This window comes from Halobacillus sp. SY10 (assembly GCF_045401165.1).
Lineage (GTDB): Bacteria > Bacillota > Bacilli > Bacillales > Halobacillaceae > Halobacillus > Halobacillus aidingensis.
The window spans coordinates 1,756,883-1,776,556 of sequence record NZ_CP174345.1 but is presented as its reverse complement, the minus strand read 5'-3'; the positions used below and the strand labels follow the sequence as shown (position 1 = coordinate 1,776,556).

Sequence of the window (19,674 nt, the reverse complement as noted above, 5' to 3'; positions counted from 1 at the left end):
TGATAATTGTTTGAACATTTTGTTAACTTTATGTAAAGAAGGAGAATACGCATTGGAACACTTCATTAACCCAAAAGTGAAACAGATTGAAATATCGGGCATCCGACGTTTTTTCAACATGGTCTCCCACTATGAAGACGTGATTTCATTGACCATTGGACAGCCTGATTTCCCAACACCTCCGCAAGTGAAAGAAGCAGGGATCCAGGCCATTAGAGATAATCAAACCAGTTACACCCATAATGCCGGGATGCTGCCCCTCAGAAAAGCGATCCAGCAGCACGTGAAACAATCCTACGGTCTCCATTATGAAGCGGAAGAAGAAATCATCGTCACGATCGGTGCTTCCCAGGCGCTTGATATTACCCTTCGAACTATCATCCAGCCCGGGGATGAAGTGCTGTTGCCAGGTCCCGTTTATCCAGGATATGAGCCGCTGATCCGCTTAGCTGGCGGCACCCCTGTGTTCATCGATACTAGTCAGGACGGATTCAAGTTGACGGGAGAAATGATTAAAGAAAACATCACTACGAAAACGAAGGCTGTTATTTTACCGTATCCTTCCAATCCAACGGGGGTTTCTTTGACGGAAGAAGAGCTGCGTGGGATTGCAGAGATAATTAAGGAGCATCAACTCTTTTTATTAGCCGATGAAATTTACAGTGAACTTGTATATGATCGTCCCCACACATCGATTGCAAGCTTTCCCGATGTTCGCGACCAGGTGATCGTTATTAACGGTGTATCGAAATCCCATAGTATGACCGGCTGGAGGATCGGCTACCTGCTCGCCCCTTCCTGGCTGAGCCGTCACCTATTGAAAGTCCATCAATACAACGTGTCATGTGCGACTTCGATCAGCCAGCATGCAGCTCTTGAAGCTTTGACCAACGGGAAAAAAGACGCCGAATCGATGCGTGATGCTTATAAAGAAAGAAGAGCGTTCGTCGTCAGACGCCTCAAAGAAATGAACATTCCATTTGCTGAGCCTAATGGGGCCTTTTACGTTTTCTTAAACTTTCCGTTGAATGGAAAGACAACGTTCGAGCGTGCCGTGCAGCTCGTCGAAGAAGCAGGAGTCGCACTCGTTCCAGGGGACGCCTTTTCAGAATATGGGAAAGGCTATATGCGCCTATCCTATGCCTACAGCATGGATACATTGGAAGAAGGACTCCAGCGCCTGCAAGACTTTATTTCAAAAGGAGATTAACGTAGTTATTCATGTACGGGGAAGTGACGCTCCCTTCCTGCCACAAAGCTTTTTCAGACATGAAAGAACTCATGGATGCAGGCCCCATGAGTTCTTTTAATTCGACTTATTTTTTTGTACTTCATTCAAAAGGGCATCGAGTTGTTGACTGATTTTGACAGACTCCGGGCTTGACAACCCTTTCTCAAACGCCACTTTCGTCATTTTTTTCCGCAAGTACTCTAATTCAGCAATACGAGGATCTTTGTCGGCCACTTGCACCATCGACTACCTCCTGACTTTTCTTCCCTATTATTGTACACCTTTTATCCTAAAATGAAAAGAATGTGTGTTCGCATCCATTCTTGCACGAAAAAAATTATCTCAATTTTCTATACTTTTGTAAAGACTATCGGTAAAGGTTCTAAAATTTCGACAGAGGGTGATAAAATAAGATAAAGGCTGGAAAAGAGTTTACAATTTCGTAAAAGCCTTTCCCCGCACCTTTTCTTTCCGTAACGATGTGGTAAAATTAAGGATGAGATATTCTATGTTCATCTAGAAAGGAAGATGAGTTTGTCTGAGCAATCTAAAAAAGAATGGTTGGAATGGTTGAAAGCCATTGCTGTCGCCATTACACTCGCATTTATATTACGAACATTTTTCTTCGCCACATCGATTGTTGAAGGGGCAAGTATGGACCCGACACTCAAAAACGGGGAACGCGTCATGTTCAATAAGATCATATATTATGTAGATGAACCCGAACGCGGGGATATCGTCATCATTGAGAGACCAGTAAAAAGTTATGTTAAACGAGTCATCGGCCAGCCGGGAGATACGGTGGAGATCCGTGATCATGAACTGTATGTAAACGGTGAAGAGCAGACGCAGGAATACTTGACGGAAGAGGCAGCGTCCTCGACTAGAGATTTTGGACCAATCGAAGTTCCAAAAGGAAAGTATTTCGTCATGGGAGACAACCGTTCCATAAGTAAGGACAGCCGGAATGGACTTGGCTTTGTCGAAGAAGAAGAAATCATCGGACGTACGGAGTTGATCATTTATCCATTCAATGAATGGGGCTTAACGAAATAAACACACAAACGACCCGCCAGTCATCCGGCGGGTCGTTTTATGTCCTCAGGTTTGTGGGCTAGAAAAGCTGTGCATTCATTTAGTCGTGACTATTTTTTCTGGCAGCTGATGTAACGTTTCAATCAGTTGATCCAGCTTCCCTTCCACACGGTGTAACAAGTAAAACGTCACCGCTACAGGGAAACCAACATCCGCTAATATTGAAATCCATGCATCAATCCCCATTCCATTCACCTCTCCCCTAAATTTTAATATAAGATCCCTATTGTGGAAGACCTAGTTTTGAGATAACCGGGGTTCGTTTGCCAAATTGGCAGTCAGGGGTGGTTGGGAAGCTACTCGCTTTCCTATGGGGGAGTGCCGAGCTTCCTCGGACTACGTCCTGCGGGATCTCGTCTATCTCCTTCTCCCACGGGAGTCTCGCAGCTTCCCAACCCCCCCCATTCGGTGTATGAAAGAAACGATCCCCTATACTAAGATGTGACGTCTTACATCCAAGCATGGAAGTCTATATCCCTCTACTTTCGCTGTGAGCGAAAGCAGATGCTTCCAGAAGTAGTTTCGAGACACTTATTTAGCAAGGGGCGGAGGGGGATGGGGAGACTCCTGTGGGAAAAAAGTGCTTGGTGAGACCCCACAGGACGCAGTCCGAGGAGGCTCACCGCGCTCCCACGGAAAGCGACTCATCCCCCGCAGCCCCGATCCACCTCACACAAAAGTCTCGAAACTAAGTCATCAACAATCCTGCCATATACTTGATTAACTCATAATGATGGGTTTTGCTAAAAAGAGCCGCTAATGATGGTTAGCGGCTCTTTCGTTTTTTAGAATGAGATCTCAAAGACGTTGCGTTCGACAATACGTGCTTCTTTCTTCTCAACAAGGTCTCCCCCGTTGGAATAGAAGCAGCCTTGGGTCAGGATGGCATCCATTGCTGCATTGACCTGCGCAGGATCGACAGGTTCTACCGGGTCGTCCAGGCTGATGGTGACTGTTTTTCCTTCTTCATTCAAGAACTTAAGCTCCAGCTTTTTCATGTATTCTCCTCCTTTTCAAATTAAGATTCAGTCAAAACTGAGCGGTCATCACGGGCGATATCGACAAGAATGTGCTGCTGCAATGGGGATAGAGCGACAGATACTTCATGCATTTGTTCATCTGTAGCATCTGTTTTAATGTTGTTGAATGATTTACGTTTCAGAATCATGTTTCCGTCTTCATCAGTTCCTGTTGAAAAGACTAGCTGTAAGCGACTGTCTACCTTCAAAGTATTTACGGCCATCTGCTTCACCTCCTCTCACTTCTATAATCGAAGGAGATAAAGAAAAAGTGTCGCTGGTACTTTTTTTATTTTTCAGGACTCTATTAAATGTTGCCGATAAAAATACTTATTAAAGAATATGGCAGTATTGTTGAAGACTTGATTTCGAGACGTTTGTGGGAGTTTAGGGCTCCGGGAAAAGGTTCGCTTTCCGTGGGCGAGTGATGAGCCTCCTCGAGCTAACGCTCTGCGGGGTCTCATCTACCACGCACTTCCCACAGGAGTCTCACCGTTTCCCTCCGCCCCTTTACCATATGAGGTTCTCGAAATCGCTCTTAAAGCACCCTGCCTAGTTCTGTGTAAAACCCTCCTTAACCCGCGCCGATATAGGATTCTCAACCATAAAAGCTCCTATTACTGGGAGGTAGTTTCGAGAATCTCTTCCGGCAAGTGGGCGGAGGGGAATGGCGAGACTCCTGCGGGAAAAAAGTGCTTGGTGAGACCCCACAGGACGCAGTCCGAGGAGGCTCACCGCGCTCCCGCGGAAAGCGAGTCATTCCCCGCAGCCCCCATCCACTCAACAAAAGTCTCGAAACTGAGTCTTCAAGAATAGGGAGCTTATATTAATGAACATAAAAAAGCGTCCGGGGAAGGAGCCTGATGTGGATCCTTCCCCGGACGCTTGTCTTCATTAAGTATCAACCGTTATCAAAAATCGTTAAACCTATGAGTCCTAATAATACAATTAGACTGACAAAAAACATGATAATTTCCATCTATGTTCCACCCCTCTTTCTTCTCTATCATAGCAAATATTTTAAGCGTTTGCTTTGCATGTTTCCTATTCAACATATATTTTTATCCTACCCTTAAAAGGAAAGGGAAACACAAGCTTTTTCACAATTCTGCCATAAAAAATTGAACAGATTGTGAAGTGTTGAACAAAGTGTGGATATCCTTTCCTTCTCCGTATATACTTAAATTGTAAGAAAGAGATCTTCTTACACAGCATCATGTGAAATGGTGAACAAAGTATAATAAGGAGTGAGTTACATGTTGAATGAACTGTTACGAAACAACAAGGTTGTAGCGATGATCCTGACCGTCTTCCGTGTGTATCTAGGGTATGCCTGGCTGACTGCTGGAATTGGTAAAATCACGGGTGGATTTGAAGTGAGTGGTTTTCTGAATGGAGCGATTGCGAAGGCAGAAGGCGCGCACCCGGCTGTCCAGGGTTGGTGGGCCGCCTTCCTCGAACAATTTGCTCTTCCGAACCATGAGTTTTTCGCTTTCATCGTCATGTGGGGAGAAGTTCTCGTCGGCATCGCACTTATCCTAGGATTATTCACAAACGTAGCTGCTTTCGGTGGCATTCTCATGAACTTCGCTTTCTTATTCAGCGGAACGGTCAGCACGAACCCGCAAATGGTTCTGCTCACCATCTTCCTCCTTGTTGCCGGAGCCAATGCCGGACGCTATGGATTAGACCGCTGGGTCATGCCAATGCTCAAAAAACAAGGAACAAAACTTCCCCTTGGAAGAGGAAGACTTGCTCATCAATAATTCATCAAGCCCTATGGATTGCGCATAGGGCTTTTTTCGTTTATTTTACTTCCGGATGAGGTATGATGATTTTATACATAACTCTTTTGAGGACCGTAAAATGAGAGAGGTGCTCTATGACTACTTATATTTTCCGTTTTTTTATTTTTTGGTACATCTGCGGTGTTTTTTTAGTGACGTTTGACTTGCTTCCGCCTTGGCTCGAATGGGCGAACAGCGTCTTTTTAATTACCGCAGGGGTCGTTGCAGGGATTTATTTTTCAAAAATGTACGGTGTTTGGCGCGGTTTCATTTACAGCTTGATTATCATTGTGGTCAGTATTTATGTGGAACACTTAGGAGTAAAATACAATTTCTTATTCGGGGCCTATCATTACACAGAAAACTTCGGATTAAAAATTGCGGACACACCGATTACGATCGGTTTCGCCTGGCTTTTAATCATCGGCTGCTCTCATGAACTGGCCCGTGTATTATCGAGCGGATGGAACCTCTGGGCCAGCCGGTTCATTTTCGTTTTAACAGGTGCGCTTGCAGCGGTGACGATGGATCTCATCCTCGATCCGGTATCTTTCAAAGTGAAGGAATATTGGATTTGGGAAGATCCAGGCTTTTATTACGATATCCCGTTTTCTAACTTCTTTGGCTGGTTTGTTTTGGCTGCACTGTTTCACCTGATTTTCCTGTTCATTTATCGAAACACGGAAGAAAAAAACGTTCATCCCTGGCCTGGAAGGATGGTTCTTACGTTCGGTCTGATCATATTCCTGTTTCTCTGCATCGCGTTCACCGGCCGGTTGTATGGAGCGATTGTGTTCGTGAGTGCTCTTACAATCTTATGGTATGGCTTGTACTTTTGGAGGAGATCATATGTTTCTACCCGCAAGTAAAACATCATGGATACAGTGGGGGTTCACCCGCTTCAATCGGCTGTTTTTAAACTATCATTTCAACAACATCCAAATCCAGCACCCTTCTACCGTACCTGATGAGAAGACCTTGTTTCTTATCAATCACTCGACATGGTGGGATCCGCTTTTTATCTTTTATATCAACGATCATCTTGTGAAATCAGACGGATATGGCATGATGCATGAAGAGGGCATACGCCGCTTTCCTTTTTTTCGGAGGATTGGTGCTTATTCGGTGAACGGTGAGGTTCGCCGACACCTGGTGCAATCCTTACGTTACAGCAAGCATTTGCTTGAACAAGGCAAAACGGTGTGGATTTTCCCTCAAGGAAATGAGCAGCCGCTCGAGAAAAGACCGCTCGAATTTTTTTCTGGAATCAGTTACCTTACTCAGCAATGTCCGGACATCAAGGTCGTTCCTGTTTCCCTATACTATGCGCTGGAGCATACAAAAAAACCGAATGCCTACATACGATTGGGAGAAGCTCTTCCCAAAGAGGAGTACGTGAATCTACCTAGAAAAGAAATGACGCGGTATTTTGAAAATGCGGCTACCAAACAGCTGGATGAATTACGCCAAGACGTCATCGAAGAAAATCTGCATTCCTTTAAAAAGTTGTAATGGAAAGGGGGAATCGTCATGTCGCTGTTTTTTATTCTATTCATCATCACGATCGTTTTGAATGTGTGGACCATTTTCAACAGCCTCTTCCTCTACCCTTTATCTGCGAAAAGAGAGCTTGAAGAAAAGCCGTCCGTTTCACTACTCGTACCGTTAAGAAACGAAGCAGACAATGTAGAAGGATTGATACGGTCGCTGCGTTCGCTTACTTATCCCGACTTGGAAGTGATTCTGCTTGATGATCATTCGGAAGATGGCACGCTGGATAGGCTCAACGAACGGGTCGTTGATGATGAGCGTTTTACAGTGATTCAGGGAAAAGAGCTTCCTGAAGGTTGGAACGGAAAAGTTCATGCCTGTCACCAGCTTTCGCATGCAGCCAACGGTGAGTACTATTTATTCCTCGATGCTGATGCGCGTGTAGCTCCTGGCGTTATTCAACAAACGCTCGCAATGATGCAGCAGAAAAAGGCGAGCATGTTAAGCGGGTTTCCGAATTATCCGAATGCCAACTTTCTAAGTCATATGCTCGTCCCGCTTCAACATATGGTCGTCCTGCTCCACCTCCCTCTATTTGTCGCCAACCGGACGACGAAGCCGATGTTCACGGCCGCGTGCGGAATTTTTATTATGATTGAGAAAAATGCGTATGAAGCGATCGGAGGTCATGCTTCCGTCAAAAGCTCTCTCGTTGAAGACGTACATATTGCGAGAGAGGTAAAAAAACACGGCTATAAGATGATTCTCGCCAATATTACAGAATCTGTTCTTTCCTACATGTACGATTCAGGACAAGAGACGTGGGAAGGCTTTAAAAAGAATGTGTACACAGGCATCGGACGTTCTCCTGGCATGGTCGTGTTTTTGACCTTGTTTTATGCGGTCGTTTTCTTATCCCCCGCCGTCCTCGCGGTAGTTGGACTTGTCGCCGGAGATTCTGCCTTTTTTCTTCCTTACCTGTTGACGGTTGCATTCAAGATGTATGTGGACGCACGGACGGGGCATCCGCTATGGCTATCCTTCCTGCTTCCATTGTCTGTTGTGCTGCTGATTGCAATCATGATGGCGTCGATGTTCGTCCATAAACGAGGGGAAAAATATCAATGGAAAGGGAGGTTCTATCAATGAAAGTAGCCATCATCGGGGGAGGCCTCGGCGGCTTATCAGCTGCGGTCACCCTCGCCAAGCAAGGAGCTGATGTGAGGCTGTTCGAAAAAAACGAGCATTTTGGCGGGAAAATGATGAGCGTCGATGAAGCTGGATTTCATTTTGACTTTGGACCTAATACAATTACGATGCCTGAAGTGTTTCAGGATGTCATCCGACAAGGGGGCCTTGACCCACGGGAGGAACTTCCTTTTGCAAAAATTGTTACCCACACGAGAAATGAGTTCCACGACGGGACGACTTTTGATTTTTCTACAGATCAAACCTATATGCAGAAGCAGCTAGAAAAGCTGGATCCCAAAGGGCATGTGATGTATGAAGACTTTCTAGTAGAAATCGAACGCTTGTACCACCTATCACACAAGCACTTTTTACACAGGACCTTCAATGGTTGGAGCGACTACCTTTCCCCCTCCCTCGCGAAAAGTATGACGAAGGTACGTCCTCTCGAATCGATGGATCACTTTTTCAGGCGGTACTTTTCAAATCCGAAGATCATCCAGGCATTGAACCGGTATTCCACCTACATCGGCTCCAACCCTTATCAAGCACCAGCCACGTTCAGTATGATCGCTCATCTTGAGTGGAATGATGGGGTTTACTTTGTTCGTGGAGGCAACACGAGGATTGCGGACCGGTTCGTTAAAGCTGCGGAGAACGTCGGGGTTCGGTTATACAGCGGAACCAAAGTAACAAAGATCCTCCACGAAAATCAAAAAGTGACGGGTGTGGAAACGGATGATGGGGAACGCTACGAGGCGGATCATGTAATCATGAACGGCGACCTCATTCAGGCTGTTCCCGAATTGATTGATCCAGAAGCGAGACGCAGGATGACCAATCGAAAACTGAAAGGTTACGATCCTTCCATTTCCGCTTTTGTCATCATGGCAGGACTTGATACCAAAATCAGCCGCTTAAAGCATCATCATTTATTTTTCTCAAGCGACTATAAAAAGGAATTCAATGTGTTAAAAAACGGCTATTACGCAGACGACCCCACTATTTACATTTGTACTTCATCCAAATCGGATTATTCCGTCTCGACTCAAGGAGATAACTGTTTCATCCTCGTCAACGCCCCCGCTCTTAATGAAAAAGGCGGGTATGATAAACAGGCCTACAAAGACCATATTTATGATCGACTTCAGCACGCAGGCGTTCCCATCAAAGATCATATCCAAGTCGAAAAAGTTTGGGATCCCGAAGACATACAGAGGCATTTTGGGGCCTATCGCGGATCATTATACGGACCATCCTCCAACACGAGATCCCAGGCATTCATGAGGCCGTTTAACAAATCCCAGGATCTGAGTGGTCTCTGGTTTTGCGGCGGAAGTACACACCCCGGCGGCGGGTCTCCGATGGTCGTGTTGAGCGGACAGAACGTCGCCAACCAAATTCTCGGAAAAATTGTCCATATCGAGTAACCTCCTGCATACTCCTCCCCTTTTCAGCCAAGCTAAAAAGGGAGGTGTGCAGAATGGAGAAGAACAAACGCAACAAACCGCGAAAAGAAGAAAAACGTACGATCAACCCCGTAACCAATGATCTTGGTGTCGATCAGGATGAACAGGCGATGAATGGCGATTATGGCATGCTGGAAACGGAAGAAGAAGATCGCCTGCACGACCGTAAAAAATAAAAAAAGAGGAAAGCATAACGTCACTGCTATGCTTTCCTCTTTTTAATTCATCCAAGATAAAGTTTCATCCATTTTGAATAGTGTAGGATGCTTTTTAGAGGCAAGGTTCAGATTTAACGAATAGTCACTTTCATTTGTTCTCGCTTCTTTTTTCTTTCAGCCGAGTCGACCACTGTATCATCGTACAAGTGACAAGCGACTTGATGGCCTTCTTCCGCTTCCTGCCAGACAGGAGCTTTCTCACTGCACACATCCATCGCAAAAGGACAGCGTGTCCGGAATACACAACCACTCGGAGGGTCGATCGGGCTTGGTATTTCTCCTTCGATAATGACTTGTTCCCGTTCATCCTCAATATCCGGATCCGGAATGGGAATGGCTGAAAGAAGCGCTTGAGTATAGGGATGGAGAGGGGCATCATACAACCGGTCACTGCTTGTTAACTCTACCAAGTGACCGAGATACATGACACCAATTCGATCTGATATGTGCTGCACCATGGAAAGGTCATGGGCAATGAACAAATACGTCAATCCTTTTTCTTCTTGAAGCCGCTCCAGCAAGTTTACCACTTGTGCTTGTACAGAAACATCCAAGGCAGAAATCGGTTCATCAGCGATAATGATGTCCGGATCAAGGGCCAGTGCGCGGGCAATTCCAATCCGCTGGCGTTGACCACCACTGAATTCGTGAGGATACCGGTTGGCGTGATCGCGATTTAAACCGACTTCTTCAAGCAGTTCGTAGACACGCTCCATCCTTTCCTTATTAGAAGAAAAGAGTTCGTGGATCTCCATTGGTTCAAAGATGATCTCTGCTACGGTTGAACGTGGGTTTAATGATGCATAAGGGTCTTGAAAGATCATTTGCATTTGGCGTTTTAAAAGAAATTGTTCTTTCGGTGTACGATCATGAACACTTTTCCCTTCATAAATAACTTCTCCACTTGTTTTTTCATAAAGGTTCATGATCGTGCGCCCTGTTGTCGACTTCCCGCAGCCGGACTCTCCGACAAGTCCGAGCGTCTCCCCTTTGTACAAGTCAAAGCTGACACCATCCACAGCTTTCAATGATTTTCCTTTTCCCATTTTGAAATGTTTTTTAAGATCTTTCACTTCAAGTGTCTTTTGCAGGCTCATGAGGGTTCCTCCGTCTCGCTCCAGTATCTTCTTGCGACACATAGTTCTTTTTCGTACACGGTTCCTTCCAAATCAATAATTTCAATACTCTTTCCAACGTTCGGAGAATGAAGCATCTTGTTTTCTCCATAATAAAAGCCGACGTGGTGAATGCGCCCTTGTCCTTCTTCGTAAGCGAAGAACAGGAGATCCCCCGCTTGCAGATCATCCAAGGCTACGTTCGTTCCACTTTTGGCCTGGTCTGTCGCATCTCTTGGAATCTCGTAATGAAAAGCCTTGTGCATGTTGTAAGCAAAGCCGGAGCAGTCGTATCCGAAAGCACTCATCCCTCCCCAAAAATAAGGAAGACCGACAAAGGCTTCTCCTGACCGAATAAGGTCCTCTCCGCTGCCTTTTGCTTTTGTTTCATGCTTCGTTTGTACGGCCACGTCTTCTGAAGCAAAATACCCAACACCATCCGGGTAAAGAACTTTTACGAACGTATCTTTTTCCTCTATGACAGGAAGGGACGTTAAATAACTCACTTCCACGAGCGGTTCTTCTGCACCATTGTAAAGCCATGCTTGTTTCTTATGTACAACCGCCCGCTCGTTTGAATTCCAGTCGGCTTCATCTGTTTTGACCAGCTGACTTATAGGAATATACCCAGGATACCCTCGTTTGTCTTTTTTGGAAGGCTGGGACGGCACCACGACTTTTGCCCAGTCACCTACCCACTCATCTACCCAGACTTCTTCGCCTATCAGCAGTTGTGATTGGACAAGGTTCTCATCACACAGTTCGCGTTTTTGATCGTCATCCAAAACCTTCAGCCAGTCTCTCATAGAAGCTGATGCTGTAAGCGAAGTTTGATCGACTTCCCTCGGAGAATCAGGTGCTGTCCAAAGAGTCGCTACAGGTACACGCACAACTCTCTTCTCATTGTTTTCTTTTGTATGTGTCATCATTGACCTCCTTCTATAGATATGTCTTTATATTTTTACGGTTTGTTCGGTATTAACATTGACAATCCCCAGCCCGAAACCTTTCGAAAATGTAAGCATGGATTTGTCATATTGGACCCCGCCGTCAATAGGGTCATCCGTAAGCATCAATGGGGCATCAAAGTCTACCCTCGTTACATTGTTCTGACTTGCTGCAAAATGAGCGGCTGCCGTGATTCCAAGCTTAGTCTCAATCATACTGCCGACCATGCACTCCACACCATAGGCTTCAGCCAGATGGTTGATTTTCACAGCTCGATGAATACCACCGGATTTCATTAGTTTGATATTGATTAAATCGGCGCTCCGTGTCTCTAATATCCGCCTGGCATCTGTCGGACCAAACACACTCTCATCCGCCATGATTGGTGTATAAGTATGGTCGGTGACTTGTTTCATCCCCTCTATGTTCTGAGCATGAACAGGCTGTTCCACCAATTCTATGGGAAGGTGGTGGTCCTCCATTTTACGGATGGCATAAATGGCTTCTTTCGGTGACCACCCTTGATTCGCATCCAGCCTGATTCGAACCCCCTCACCTACCCGCTTATGGATGTTCTGAATCCGTTCGATATCTTTTTCAATCGTATCTTTACCTACTTTCACCTTTAAGACCTTAAATCCGTTGCTGACATAACGGGCCGCGTCTTCCGCCATTTCTTCCGGATCGTTTACACTGACCGTATAATCGGTTTCCAACTCGCTCTTCGATCCACCAAGCAATTGATAGAGTGGGAGTTGATAGATTTTTCCTAAGAGGTCGTGTAAAGCTATATCCACGGCAGCTTTAGCACTTGTATTCCCAATGCAGCAGCCCTGCAGCTTTTCAAAAAGATCCTCTCTATACGTGATGTCCTTTCCGATCAGAACAGGTGTGATGATTTTCTTTATCGTATGATCGATACTCGTTAAACTCTCTCCGGTAATCACAACCGTTGGCGGGGCTTCTCCCCACCCTTCGGTCCCATCCTCACCAATCACTTTTACGTAAATGGACTCAGCTACGGTAACCGTACGTAAAGCCGTTTTGAATGGGGTGTGTAAAGGGACCGCAATCGGATAAGTTTCTATAGACTGAATTCTCATGATCCTCCACCTTTCTTAATCGACACCTGGCTGTATCATTAGGGATTTCCTGTGACTTGATAATACGGCGTCTGTTCCAAATGGAATGCTGTAATGGGGCAGACAGTGACCAATCTTAAACCCTGCGAGCACAGGTTTATTCAGATGAGAAAAATAGTCCTCATAAACTTGTGATAAGGATAGGGTTTCTTTTGTCTTCTCTGTTTCCGTTCCACTAAAGTCTCCGAGGATGATCCCAGCCGCATCTTCAATTTTACCTGCAAGCTTCAATTGATTAAAAAATGAATCCAAACGGTAGGGTTCTTCTCCGACATCTTCAAGGAAAAGTAATTTCCCCTTCGTATCAATCTCGTAAGGTGTGCCCATTGCATTTACAAGTAAGGATAAATTCCCACCCACTACTTCTCCTGATGCTTCTCCTTCTCCAATGACTTCTAAAGGAGAAAGGTTCTCGTTATAATGAATCCCCTCAGGCTCAAACAACTGGTGAAACATTTTTTCTGATTCCGCATCAAAGTCTTCTTTTCCAACATCCGAACAAAGCATTGGTCCGTGAAAGGTGACGAGTCCTGTTTCCTGACGAATAGCGGTATGTAAACATGTGATATCACTATAGCCCCAAAAGATTTTAGGGTTTTCTTTTATAGATGAATAATCAATATCCGCAACAATCCGTCCCGTGCCATATCCCCCACCAGCACAAAAGATGGCCGTAATTTCCGGATCTTGAAACATGTGATGGAAGTCTTCCAACCTCTGTTGATCATTTCCTGCTAGATAGCCATGCTTTTTATTTACATGGGCTCCTAGTTTCACTTTCAGACCTAAGCTTTCCAGGAAAGAAATGCCTTTGTCTAAGTTTTTAAGGTCCGGGGGACTTGCCGGGGCTATAACCCCAACGGTATCGCCCTGATTCAACCGTTCCGGCTTCATCATATTCATATTCCTCCAATGAAGGAAAAGAGGCGAAAGAATCGCCTCTTTTCAAAGAAAGTCTATTGTTTGTCTGCCCACTTCAATTCAAGGTAACCGACAGGATGACGAACGATATCGGATACGTTGTCTTTCTCAAGAACGACCTGGTTATAGAAATGAACAGGGAAGATCGGCATCTCTTCAAAAAGAAGTTTCTCTGCTTCATACATCAATTCCCAACGCTTTTCTTCATCCGCTTCATTTTTAGCATCGGCGATCAGCTGATCGTATTCTTCATTGGACCAACCTGTACGGTTCATGGAAGAATCCGTCGTGAAACTCTCAAGGAAGTTGATTGGATCGGCATAGTCAGCTAAGAAAGAACTTCTGGAAAGCTGGTGTTCCAATGCTTTTTGCGCTTCGAGGAAGACGTTCCATTCCGCATTCTCCAGCGTAACTTCTACGCCAAGATTTTCTTTGAACATTTGTTGGATGGTTTCTGCAATTTTCTTGTTGTCCTCGCTCGTGTTATAGGAAAGGGTGATGGCTGGAAGTTCGTCGTACCCTTCTTCCTCCATTCCTTCTTCAAGCAACTGTTTCGCTTCTTCTACATTCGGTTCTACAAGATTTCCATTGTGTTCACGGAAATCTTCCCCAGATGGACTTTCAAATCCATAAGAGACAAAACCATACGCAGGCTCTTCTTTATTTTTCGTCACATAATCGACGATTTCCTGTTGATTCACACTCATGGCGAGTGCTTTTCTTATCTTCTTATTCTGGAAAGGCTCTTCATTTACATTGAAACGGTAGAAGGCTGTACCTGCCTGGTCCTGGATCGACACCTCTTCACTGTCTAACAGCTGCTCCGCCATATCAGACGGAATATTGGAAGTGTCAAGCTCCCCACTTTCATACATTTGGTATTCCGTATTGGTATCATTCACCATCGCCCAGTGGACTTCATCAAGCTTCACAGTCTCGTGATCCCAATATTCTTCATTCTTTTTCATAAGCATTTCACTATCATGTTTCCATTCTGCCAATGCAAATGGTCCGTTTCCTACAAAGCTGTCTGCTTCCGCGAACCACTCTGGGTTTTCTGTTGCTACAGACTCATTGATTGGGAAAAACGCCGGGTTGGAAATGATATTTAAGAAATATCCTGTCGGTGCACTTAATGTCACTTTTAACTCTTTGTCACTGACCGCTTCCACCATCACATCATCGGCTGATCCTTCTCCATTGTTAAAGGCTTCTCCACCTTCAATAAAATAACCCAGGAAAGCTGCTGGTGAAGCCGTTTCAGGATCAAGAAGACGTTTCCAAGCAAACTCGTAGTCCCCTGCCGTCACGTCATCCCCGTTCGACCACTTTGCATCTTCACGGATGAAAAACGTATATTCCTTGCCATCTTCGGAAATTTCCCATTTCTCAGCAGTTGCTGGTTCTGGAGTGTGGTCTTTGCCAAGACGCGTCAGACCCTCCATCAAATTGTTCAACGCATTCCAGGAAACCGCATCGAATCCTTGAGATGGATCGAAGGAGGTCGGCTCCTCTCCGTTATTCAGTAATAGCGTTTTTGTTCCTGAGTCACTTTCTCCTTCAGAACTACCCTCATCACTTTCTCCTGCACTTTCCGAAGCTGTACATGCGGCTAATACAGCGACAAGTAAAACCCCCATAAAGACTGTCCACCATTTTTTCATACTCGTTCTCCTCTCTATATATTTAATAGGTTGATGCCATATATTTTTTTGCTCGCTCATCCTGCAGCCAACAGTCCACGTCATGTGTTCTGCTCAACTTAGAATGAAACGGATAAACCTTTGTGCACACTTCCATGGCCATTGGGCATCTGGCAGCAAATGGACACCCTTCCGGTGGTGAAAACAAATCCGGAGGTGTTCCGTCTATTGGTATTAATTTTTCTCCCTTTTGATCCAAACGGGGCACAGAGTGAAGCAGACCCCTGGTGTAAGGGTGCTGCGGGGTGTAAAAAATTTCTTTCCGTGTCCCTGTTTCAATAACTTTTCCGGCATACATGACCGCAATGCGATCGGCTATTTTAGCTACAACCCCTAAATCATGCGTGATGAGTATGATAGAAACACCGGTCTGTTTCTGTATTTTCTGAAACAGCTGAAGGATTTGAGCCTGGATGGTGACATCTAAAGCGGTTGTCGGTTCATCGGCAATCAGTAGTTCAGGATCACAGATCAGTGCCATCGCAATCACGATTCGCTGGCGCATGCCGCCACTAAATTCGTGAGGGTACTGCTTCATACGTTCGACAGGGTTGGGGATTCCGACAAGGGTAAGCATTTCCATCGCCTGTTTATCCGCTTCTTTCCTTGAAATGGAACGATGTTGGCGCAGCCCCTCTGTCAACTGGTCTCCAACGGTCAAGGTCGGATTCAAGGCAGTCATCGGATCCTGGAAAATCATCGAAATATCTACACCGCGAATTTTTCTTACTTCCTTGTCCGAAAGCTGAGTCATATCCTGTCCTTTGAAAAGAATGGATCCATCCTTGATCTCACCTGGAGGTGTTGGAATAAGGCGCATGATGCTGTTCGCTGTGACACTCTTCCCACAACCGGATTCTCCGACAATGGCAAGGGTTTCCCCGCGATATAATTCTAAATTTACGCCGCGCACGGCCTGTACCTCTCCCCCGAAGGTTTTGAACGATACATGCAGGTCACGGATGTCCAAGATTTTTTCCATTGATGTTTACCTCCTGAGCTTAGGATCGAGCGCATCCTGGAGACCATCTCCAAGCACGTTAAATGCGAACATTGTTGCTGAAATGAAGAATGCAGGAAAGAAAAGACGCCACCAGTCCCCTGATAAGATGACACCCAGCGCATCATTGGCCATCATTCCCCAGCTTGCAAATGGTGACTGAATGCCTAAACCCAAAAAGCTTAAAAAAGCTTCTGCAAAGATGGCTGTTGGAACAGTAAGAGTCATCTGTACAATAATCGGCCCCATCGTATTCGGGAGCAGGTTCTTTTGAATGATCCGCTTCGTTTTCGCTCCGAAAGACTGGGAAGCCATGACAAATTCATTGTGTTTCAACTGCAGGACCTGTCCTCTGACAATTCGTGCCATACCAACCCAGCCGGTAACCGTTAAGGCTATGATAATGGTTAAGAGACTTGGTCCCATGACCACGAGGAGTAGAATGACGACAAGCAGGTAGGGCAGTCCATAAAGGATTTCGATGATCCGCATCATGATATTATCAGTTCGACCACCTTTATAACCTGACAGTCCTCCATAAGCGACCCCTATGAAAAAGTCGATCAAAGCGGCCATCAATCCTACAAACAAGGAGATTCTTGCCCCGTACCACGTCCTCGTGAATACATCCCGTCCTAATTCATCTGTACCGAACCAATGGGTAAGCGATGGTGCCTGGTTCTGGTTTGGCAGGTTTTGAGTATCCACATCGTGAGGGGAAATCCAAGGCCCGATGACAGCCATGATGCCTAATAGGATAAGAAAAATGAGCCCTGACATAGCTAATTTATTCTGCCGGAGTCTTCTCCAGGCATCTTCCCAATAAGAAAGAGAAGGACGAACAACGGATTCCGCATCTTCTGTATTTTTCTCTTTCGGTTTAAACCATTCATCTGGAATCGATGAATGAGGCGTTTCTTCATTCTGTTTCTTCGCAGGAATCACATTACTTGCCCCCTTCTTTATGCAGCTTGATTCTAGGATCGAGAATTCCGTAAGCGATATCCACCAGGAACAACATCAATACAAGAAAGGCACTGTAAAAAACGGTCGTTCCCATAATGACTGGATAGTCGCGCTGGTTTATGCCTTCAACAAAATATTTGCCCATCCCCGGAATCGCAAAAATCTTTTCAATGACGAACGTTCCTGTCAAGACCCCTGCAAGCAAGGTACCTAAAATGGTGACCACAGGCATGAGTGCATTCTTCAATGCGTGCTTCACAATGATTTTGGCTGGCGAAAGCCCTTTGGCCCTAGCCATTTTTATATAATCCTGTGTTAACGTTTCAAGCATGCTTGACCTGGTTAAACGGGCAATAATGGCCATGGGGCCGGTAGCAAGGGCAACAATTGGGAGCACCATATGTTGTGGGCTGCTCCACGTCGCAGCAGGGAGCACACCTAAGTTGACGGCTAACTGCTGGATTAACAGGGTAGCTAATACAAAGTTAGGGATCGATATCCCCAGTACGGCAATGGTCATCGCTATGTAATCAATCACTCCATTGTGCTTCAATGCCGCAAAAACACCGAGGGCCACTCCGGAAATTAAAGCAATGAGGATTGTCCATATTCCTAACTCAGCGGATATAGGAAAACCTCTGCCTAATAAAGAATTGACCGTTTCTGTCGGTTGTTTAATCGAAGGACCGAAATCCAGCGTCACAATGGATTTTAAATACAAGACGTATTGCACAACTAACGGTTCATCCAGATGGTAATGGGCCTCTAAATTTCTCTGGACGGCTTCGTTGGTTGTCCTTTCTTCATTGAACGGTGAACCCGGTAGTAAATTCATTAAGAAAAACGTGAGCGTTGCTATGATAAAAACAGTAACTATCATGTAAATGAAACGTTTCAATATGTATTTCGCCACGACTGGTCCCCCTAGCTGGATGTTGTCTGCATGGCAAGCTCTGTCATGACAAGCATGGCTTGGTATGCTTCCACTATGTTTTTGGCTTGAAACCTTACCGTTGTTGAATCTGGTTCGATTTCCGTACCAGGCATGAGATTTGCCCATTCGGCCTGGCCATAATTCATAAATTCAATTCTTAGAGTGGGATCTTCTGGAGGTACGAGCGGCTCTACTCGATTTCGGTTATGTATCGCTTCCGTCGTTCGTTTTTCCAGAAGTTCTCCTGCCTTTTTCGGTGTTAAACTTTTGACCGCTGATCGAGAAATCGTTTCTTTGACTGGTACTGTAACGATATTTGGAATCAGGGCTTCTGCTTCCATCGCTGCACAGTCATCCCCGGCAACCATCAAAACAGGGACACCGTAATAACCGGCCACATATGCATTAAAACCAAGCTCCCCCACGGCAACGTCATTTATGTAGAAGTTACGAACCCCGAAAGTCATCGAGTGTGATAGAACCCCTTTTTGAGCTGCCCTGGCATGGTACCCTACAAAGATAGCTCCGGCATAGGATTCATCTAATCCTTGAATCATAGATAGTGGCTTCACACTTCCAGTGATTAATGAGGCATCCGGGTGAATCTCATTGATCAGTAAATTGTTCATCTTCGAATGGCTGTCATTGACTAATACTTCTTCTACATGGTTTTGAAATGCCGCTTCAATGACATGGTTCGTTTCTTCTGTCATGATCTTCCTCGCCCGTTCATAATTGTGCTGGGAAGAATCAACAAAGGTGTAATCGGGTACACCGGTTATTCCCTCCATATCTACGGAGAGGTACAACTTCATGATCATCATCTCCTTTTTGGTAATATTGTTAATTTTCATAAAATTTTACCAGTTGATGACAAATTTTGCAATAGGACTCTTCCTCCACTTCTGTTTAAAGATCAATATCTCCACCATCTGAAGACCAGGAATACGGCTCATAAATCATCAACGGCCTAAATAAAAAACCTGGAGTTAGACTCCAGGTTTCACATAGGCTTTTTAAATAATGACTGTTTTTCAAAGTAGTAATCAATGACTTCAAGTTCAGAATAAGGAATTTTTTTATCGCCAACAATTTGGTAACCACCAAACCCTATACTTGCGGTGGCGACGTTCACACATTCCATATTAAAACAGCCTTTCATTACGGACAGGATTGCTTGGCACATAAAAAAAGACAGCCGCCGGACCGGCGCTGCCTTTTCTTATAAAAGAAGCTGGTTTATAAAAGACGAATATGCGTGATTTTTGCTTGGGGGTTACTTTTCAAATGACTTTCGCGTGCTTTTTCTTTGTGCGAAGCATATACAGGGACTTGTTTCACTACGCCTGATTTGGCCTGGTAATAGATCAAGTATTTTTCTGCCATTCTACTCTACCTTTCCTGATTCTTTGTTGCTACAAGTATTCGCACGAATGGACAGGAATAT

The 19,674-nt window shown here is 45.1% G+C and carries 23 protein-coding genes; 8 read left to right on the top strand and 15 right to left on the bottom strand.

Annotation, left to right across the window (positions count from 1 at the left end):
* The first annotated feature begins 52 nt into the window (after nt 1-52).
* Nucleotides 53-1,210 carry an aminotransferase A gene (locus ACJA3J_RS09125; RefSeq protein ID WP_406946107.1) on the top strand — a complete coding sequence of 386 codons (1,158 nt, stop codon included), beginning with the start codon at nt 53-55 and terminating at the stop codon, nt 1,208-1,210.
* 96 nt (nt 1,211-1,306) lie between these two features.
* Here ACJA3J_RS09125 and ACJA3J_RS09120 read toward each other — a convergent pair whose 3' ends face one another.
* On the bottom strand, nt 1,307-1,474 hold the full coding sequence (locus tag ACJA3J_RS09120; protein ID WP_406946106.1) for a Spo0E family sporulation regulatory protein-aspartic acid phosphatase: 168 nt from the start codon (nt 1,472-1,474) through the stop codon (nt 1,307-1,309).
* A gap of 291 nt (nt 1,475-1,765) precedes the next feature.
* On the opposite strand from ACJA3J_RS09120, the gene lepB reads away from it, so the two are divergent.
* Nucleotides 1,766-2,287 carry a signal peptidase I gene (gene lepB / locus ACJA3J_RS09115; RefSeq protein WP_089654757.1) on the top strand — a complete coding sequence of 174 codons (522 nt, stop codon included), beginning with the start codon at nt 1,766-1,768 and terminating at the stop codon, nt 2,285-2,287.
* Nucleotides 2,288-2,362: 75 nt separating this feature from the next.
* On the opposite strand, the gene ACJA3J_RS09110 is transcribed toward lepB, so the two are convergent.
* From ACJA3J_RS09110 to ACJA3J_RS09100, 3 genes are all read right to left on the bottom strand, one after another.
* Nucleotides 2,363-2,506, bottom strand: coding sequence for a YvrJ family protein (locus tag ACJA3J_RS09110; protein ID WP_089654787.1), 144 nt, complete (start codon nt 2,504-2,506; stop codon nt 2,363-2,365).
* A gap of 605 nt (nt 2,507-3,111) precedes the next feature.
* Complete coding sequence (locus ACJA3J_RS09105) at nt 3,112-3,324, bottom strand: DUF2922 domain-containing protein (RefSeq protein WP_089654758.1); 213 nt, start codon at nt 3,322-3,324, stop codon at nt 3,112-3,114.
* A 20-nt stretch (nt 3,325-3,344) separates the two neighbouring features.
* A complete protein-coding gene (locus tag ACJA3J_RS09100) occupies nt 3,345-3,569 on the bottom strand; it encodes a DUF1659 domain-containing protein (protein WP_406946105.1) in 225 nt (74 codons plus the stop codon).
* A 1,032-nt stretch (nt 3,570-4,601) separates the two neighbouring features.
* Between ACJA3J_RS09100 and ACJA3J_RS09095 the strand changes: the two genes are divergently transcribed.
* The 6 genes from ACJA3J_RS09095 (at nt 4,602) to ACJA3J_RS09070 (ending at nt 9,456) form a co-directional block, all read left to right on the top strand.
* Nucleotides 4,602-5,111, top strand: a complete 510-nt coding sequence (locus ACJA3J_RS09095; RefSeq protein WP_089654761.1) for a DoxX family protein — start codon at nt 4,602-4,604, stop codon at nt 5,109-5,111.
* Between the two features lie 116 nt (nt 5,112-5,227).
* Nucleotides 5,228-6,001 (top strand): carotenoid biosynthesis protein, encoded by a 774-nt coding sequence (locus tag ACJA3J_RS09090; RefSeq protein WP_406946104.1) that lies wholly within the window; start codon nt 5,228-5,230, stop codon nt 5,999-6,001.
* Complete coding sequence (locus ACJA3J_RS09085; protein ID WP_406946103.1) at nt 5,982-6,644, top strand: lysophospholipid acyltransferase family protein; 663 nt, start codon at nt 5,982-5,984, stop codon at nt 6,642-6,644. The genes ACJA3J_RS09090 and ACJA3J_RS09085 overlap by 20 nt, the downstream gene beginning before the upstream one ends.
* Before the next feature lie 18 nt (nt 6,645-6,662).
* Nucleotides 6,663-7,772: a glycosyltransferase gene (locus ACJA3J_RS09080; RefSeq protein ID WP_406946102.1), complete on the top strand. Its 1,110-nt coding sequence runs from the start codon at nt 6,663-6,665 to the stop codon at nt 7,770-7,772.
* Complete coding sequence (locus ACJA3J_RS09075) at nt 7,769-9,241, top strand: NAD(P)/FAD-dependent oxidoreductase (RefSeq protein ID WP_115895250.1); 1,473 nt, start codon at nt 7,769-7,771, stop codon at nt 9,239-9,241. Before ACJA3J_RS09080 ends, ACJA3J_RS09075 begins: the two co-directional genes overlap by 4 nt.
* Before the next feature lie 53 nt (nt 9,242-9,294).
* On the top strand, nt 9,295-9,456 hold the full coding sequence (locus tag ACJA3J_RS09070) for a DUF4021 domain-containing protein (protein WP_115822198.1): 162 nt from the start codon (nt 9,295-9,297) through the stop codon (nt 9,454-9,456).
* Between the two features lie 113 nt (nt 9,457-9,569).
* On the opposite strand, the gene ACJA3J_RS09065 is transcribed toward ACJA3J_RS09070, so the two are convergent.
* The 11 genes from ACJA3J_RS09065 to ACJA3J_RS09015 all read right to left on the bottom strand — a co-directional run bounded on the left by ACJA3J_RS09065 (nt 9,570) and on the right by ACJA3J_RS09015 (nt 19,613).
* Nucleotides 9,570-10,595 (bottom strand): ABC transporter ATP-binding protein, encoded by a 1,026-nt coding sequence (locus ACJA3J_RS09065; protein ID WP_406946101.1) that lies wholly within the window; start codon nt 10,593-10,595, stop codon nt 9,570-9,572.
* On the bottom strand, nt 10,592-11,539 hold the full coding sequence (locus ACJA3J_RS09060) for an NlpC/P60 family protein (protein WP_406946100.1): 948 nt from the start codon (nt 11,537-11,539) through the stop codon (nt 10,592-10,594). Before ACJA3J_RS09060 ends, ACJA3J_RS09065 begins: the two co-directional genes overlap by 4 nt.
* A 27-nt stretch (nt 11,540-11,566) precedes the next feature.
* Nucleotides 11,567-12,664 (bottom strand): dipeptide epimerase, encoded by a 1,098-nt coding sequence (locus ACJA3J_RS09055; RefSeq protein ID WP_406946099.1) that lies wholly within the window; start codon nt 12,662-12,664, stop codon nt 11,567-11,569.
* Nucleotides 12,665-12,679: 15 nt separating this feature from the next.
* Entirely contained in the window at nt 12,680-13,600 is a 921-nt protein-coding gene (locus ACJA3J_RS09050; protein WP_406946098.1) for an LD-carboxypeptidase, read from the bottom strand.
* Between the two features lie 59 nt (nt 13,601-13,659).
* A complete protein-coding gene (locus tag ACJA3J_RS09045; protein WP_406946097.1) occupies nt 13,660-15,288 on the bottom strand; it encodes a peptide ABC transporter substrate-binding protein in 1,629 nt (542 codons plus the stop codon).
* 22 nt (nt 15,289-15,310) lie between these two features.
* Nucleotides 15,311-16,309, bottom strand: coding sequence for an ABC transporter ATP-binding protein (locus tag ACJA3J_RS09040; protein WP_089654771.1), 999 nt, complete (start codon nt 16,307-16,309; stop codon nt 15,311-15,313).
* Nucleotides 16,310-16,315: 6 nt separating this feature from the next.
* Entirely contained in the window at nt 16,316-17,269 is a 954-nt protein-coding gene (locus ACJA3J_RS09035) for an ABC transporter permease (protein ID WP_406946288.1), read from the bottom strand.
* A gap of 4 nt (nt 17,270-17,273) precedes the next feature.
* The gene (locus ACJA3J_RS09030) at nt 17,274-18,206 is read right to left on the bottom strand and encodes an ABC transporter permease (protein ID WP_089654772.1); all 933 of its coding nucleotides are present in this window, start codon (nt 18,204-18,206) and stop codon (nt 17,274-17,276) included.
* A gap of 11 nt (nt 18,207-18,217) precedes the next feature.
* Nucleotides 18,218-19,042, bottom strand: coding sequence for a M55 family metallopeptidase (locus tag ACJA3J_RS09025; RefSeq protein WP_406946096.1), 825 nt, complete (start codon nt 19,040-19,042; stop codon nt 18,218-18,220).
* A 188-nt stretch (nt 19,043-19,230) separates the two neighbouring features.
* Nucleotides 19,231-19,371, bottom strand: a complete 141-nt coding sequence (locus ACJA3J_RS09020) for a hypothetical protein (RefSeq protein ID WP_167356129.1) — start codon at nt 19,369-19,371, stop codon at nt 19,231-19,233.
* Nucleotides 19,372-19,466: 95 nt separating this feature from the next.
* Nucleotides 19,467-19,613: a hypothetical protein gene (locus ACJA3J_RS09015; RefSeq protein ID WP_167449425.1), complete on the bottom strand. Its 147-nt coding sequence runs from the start codon at nt 19,611-19,613 to the stop codon at nt 19,467-19,469.
* Between the last annotated feature and the right edge of the window lie 61 nt (nt 19,614-19,674).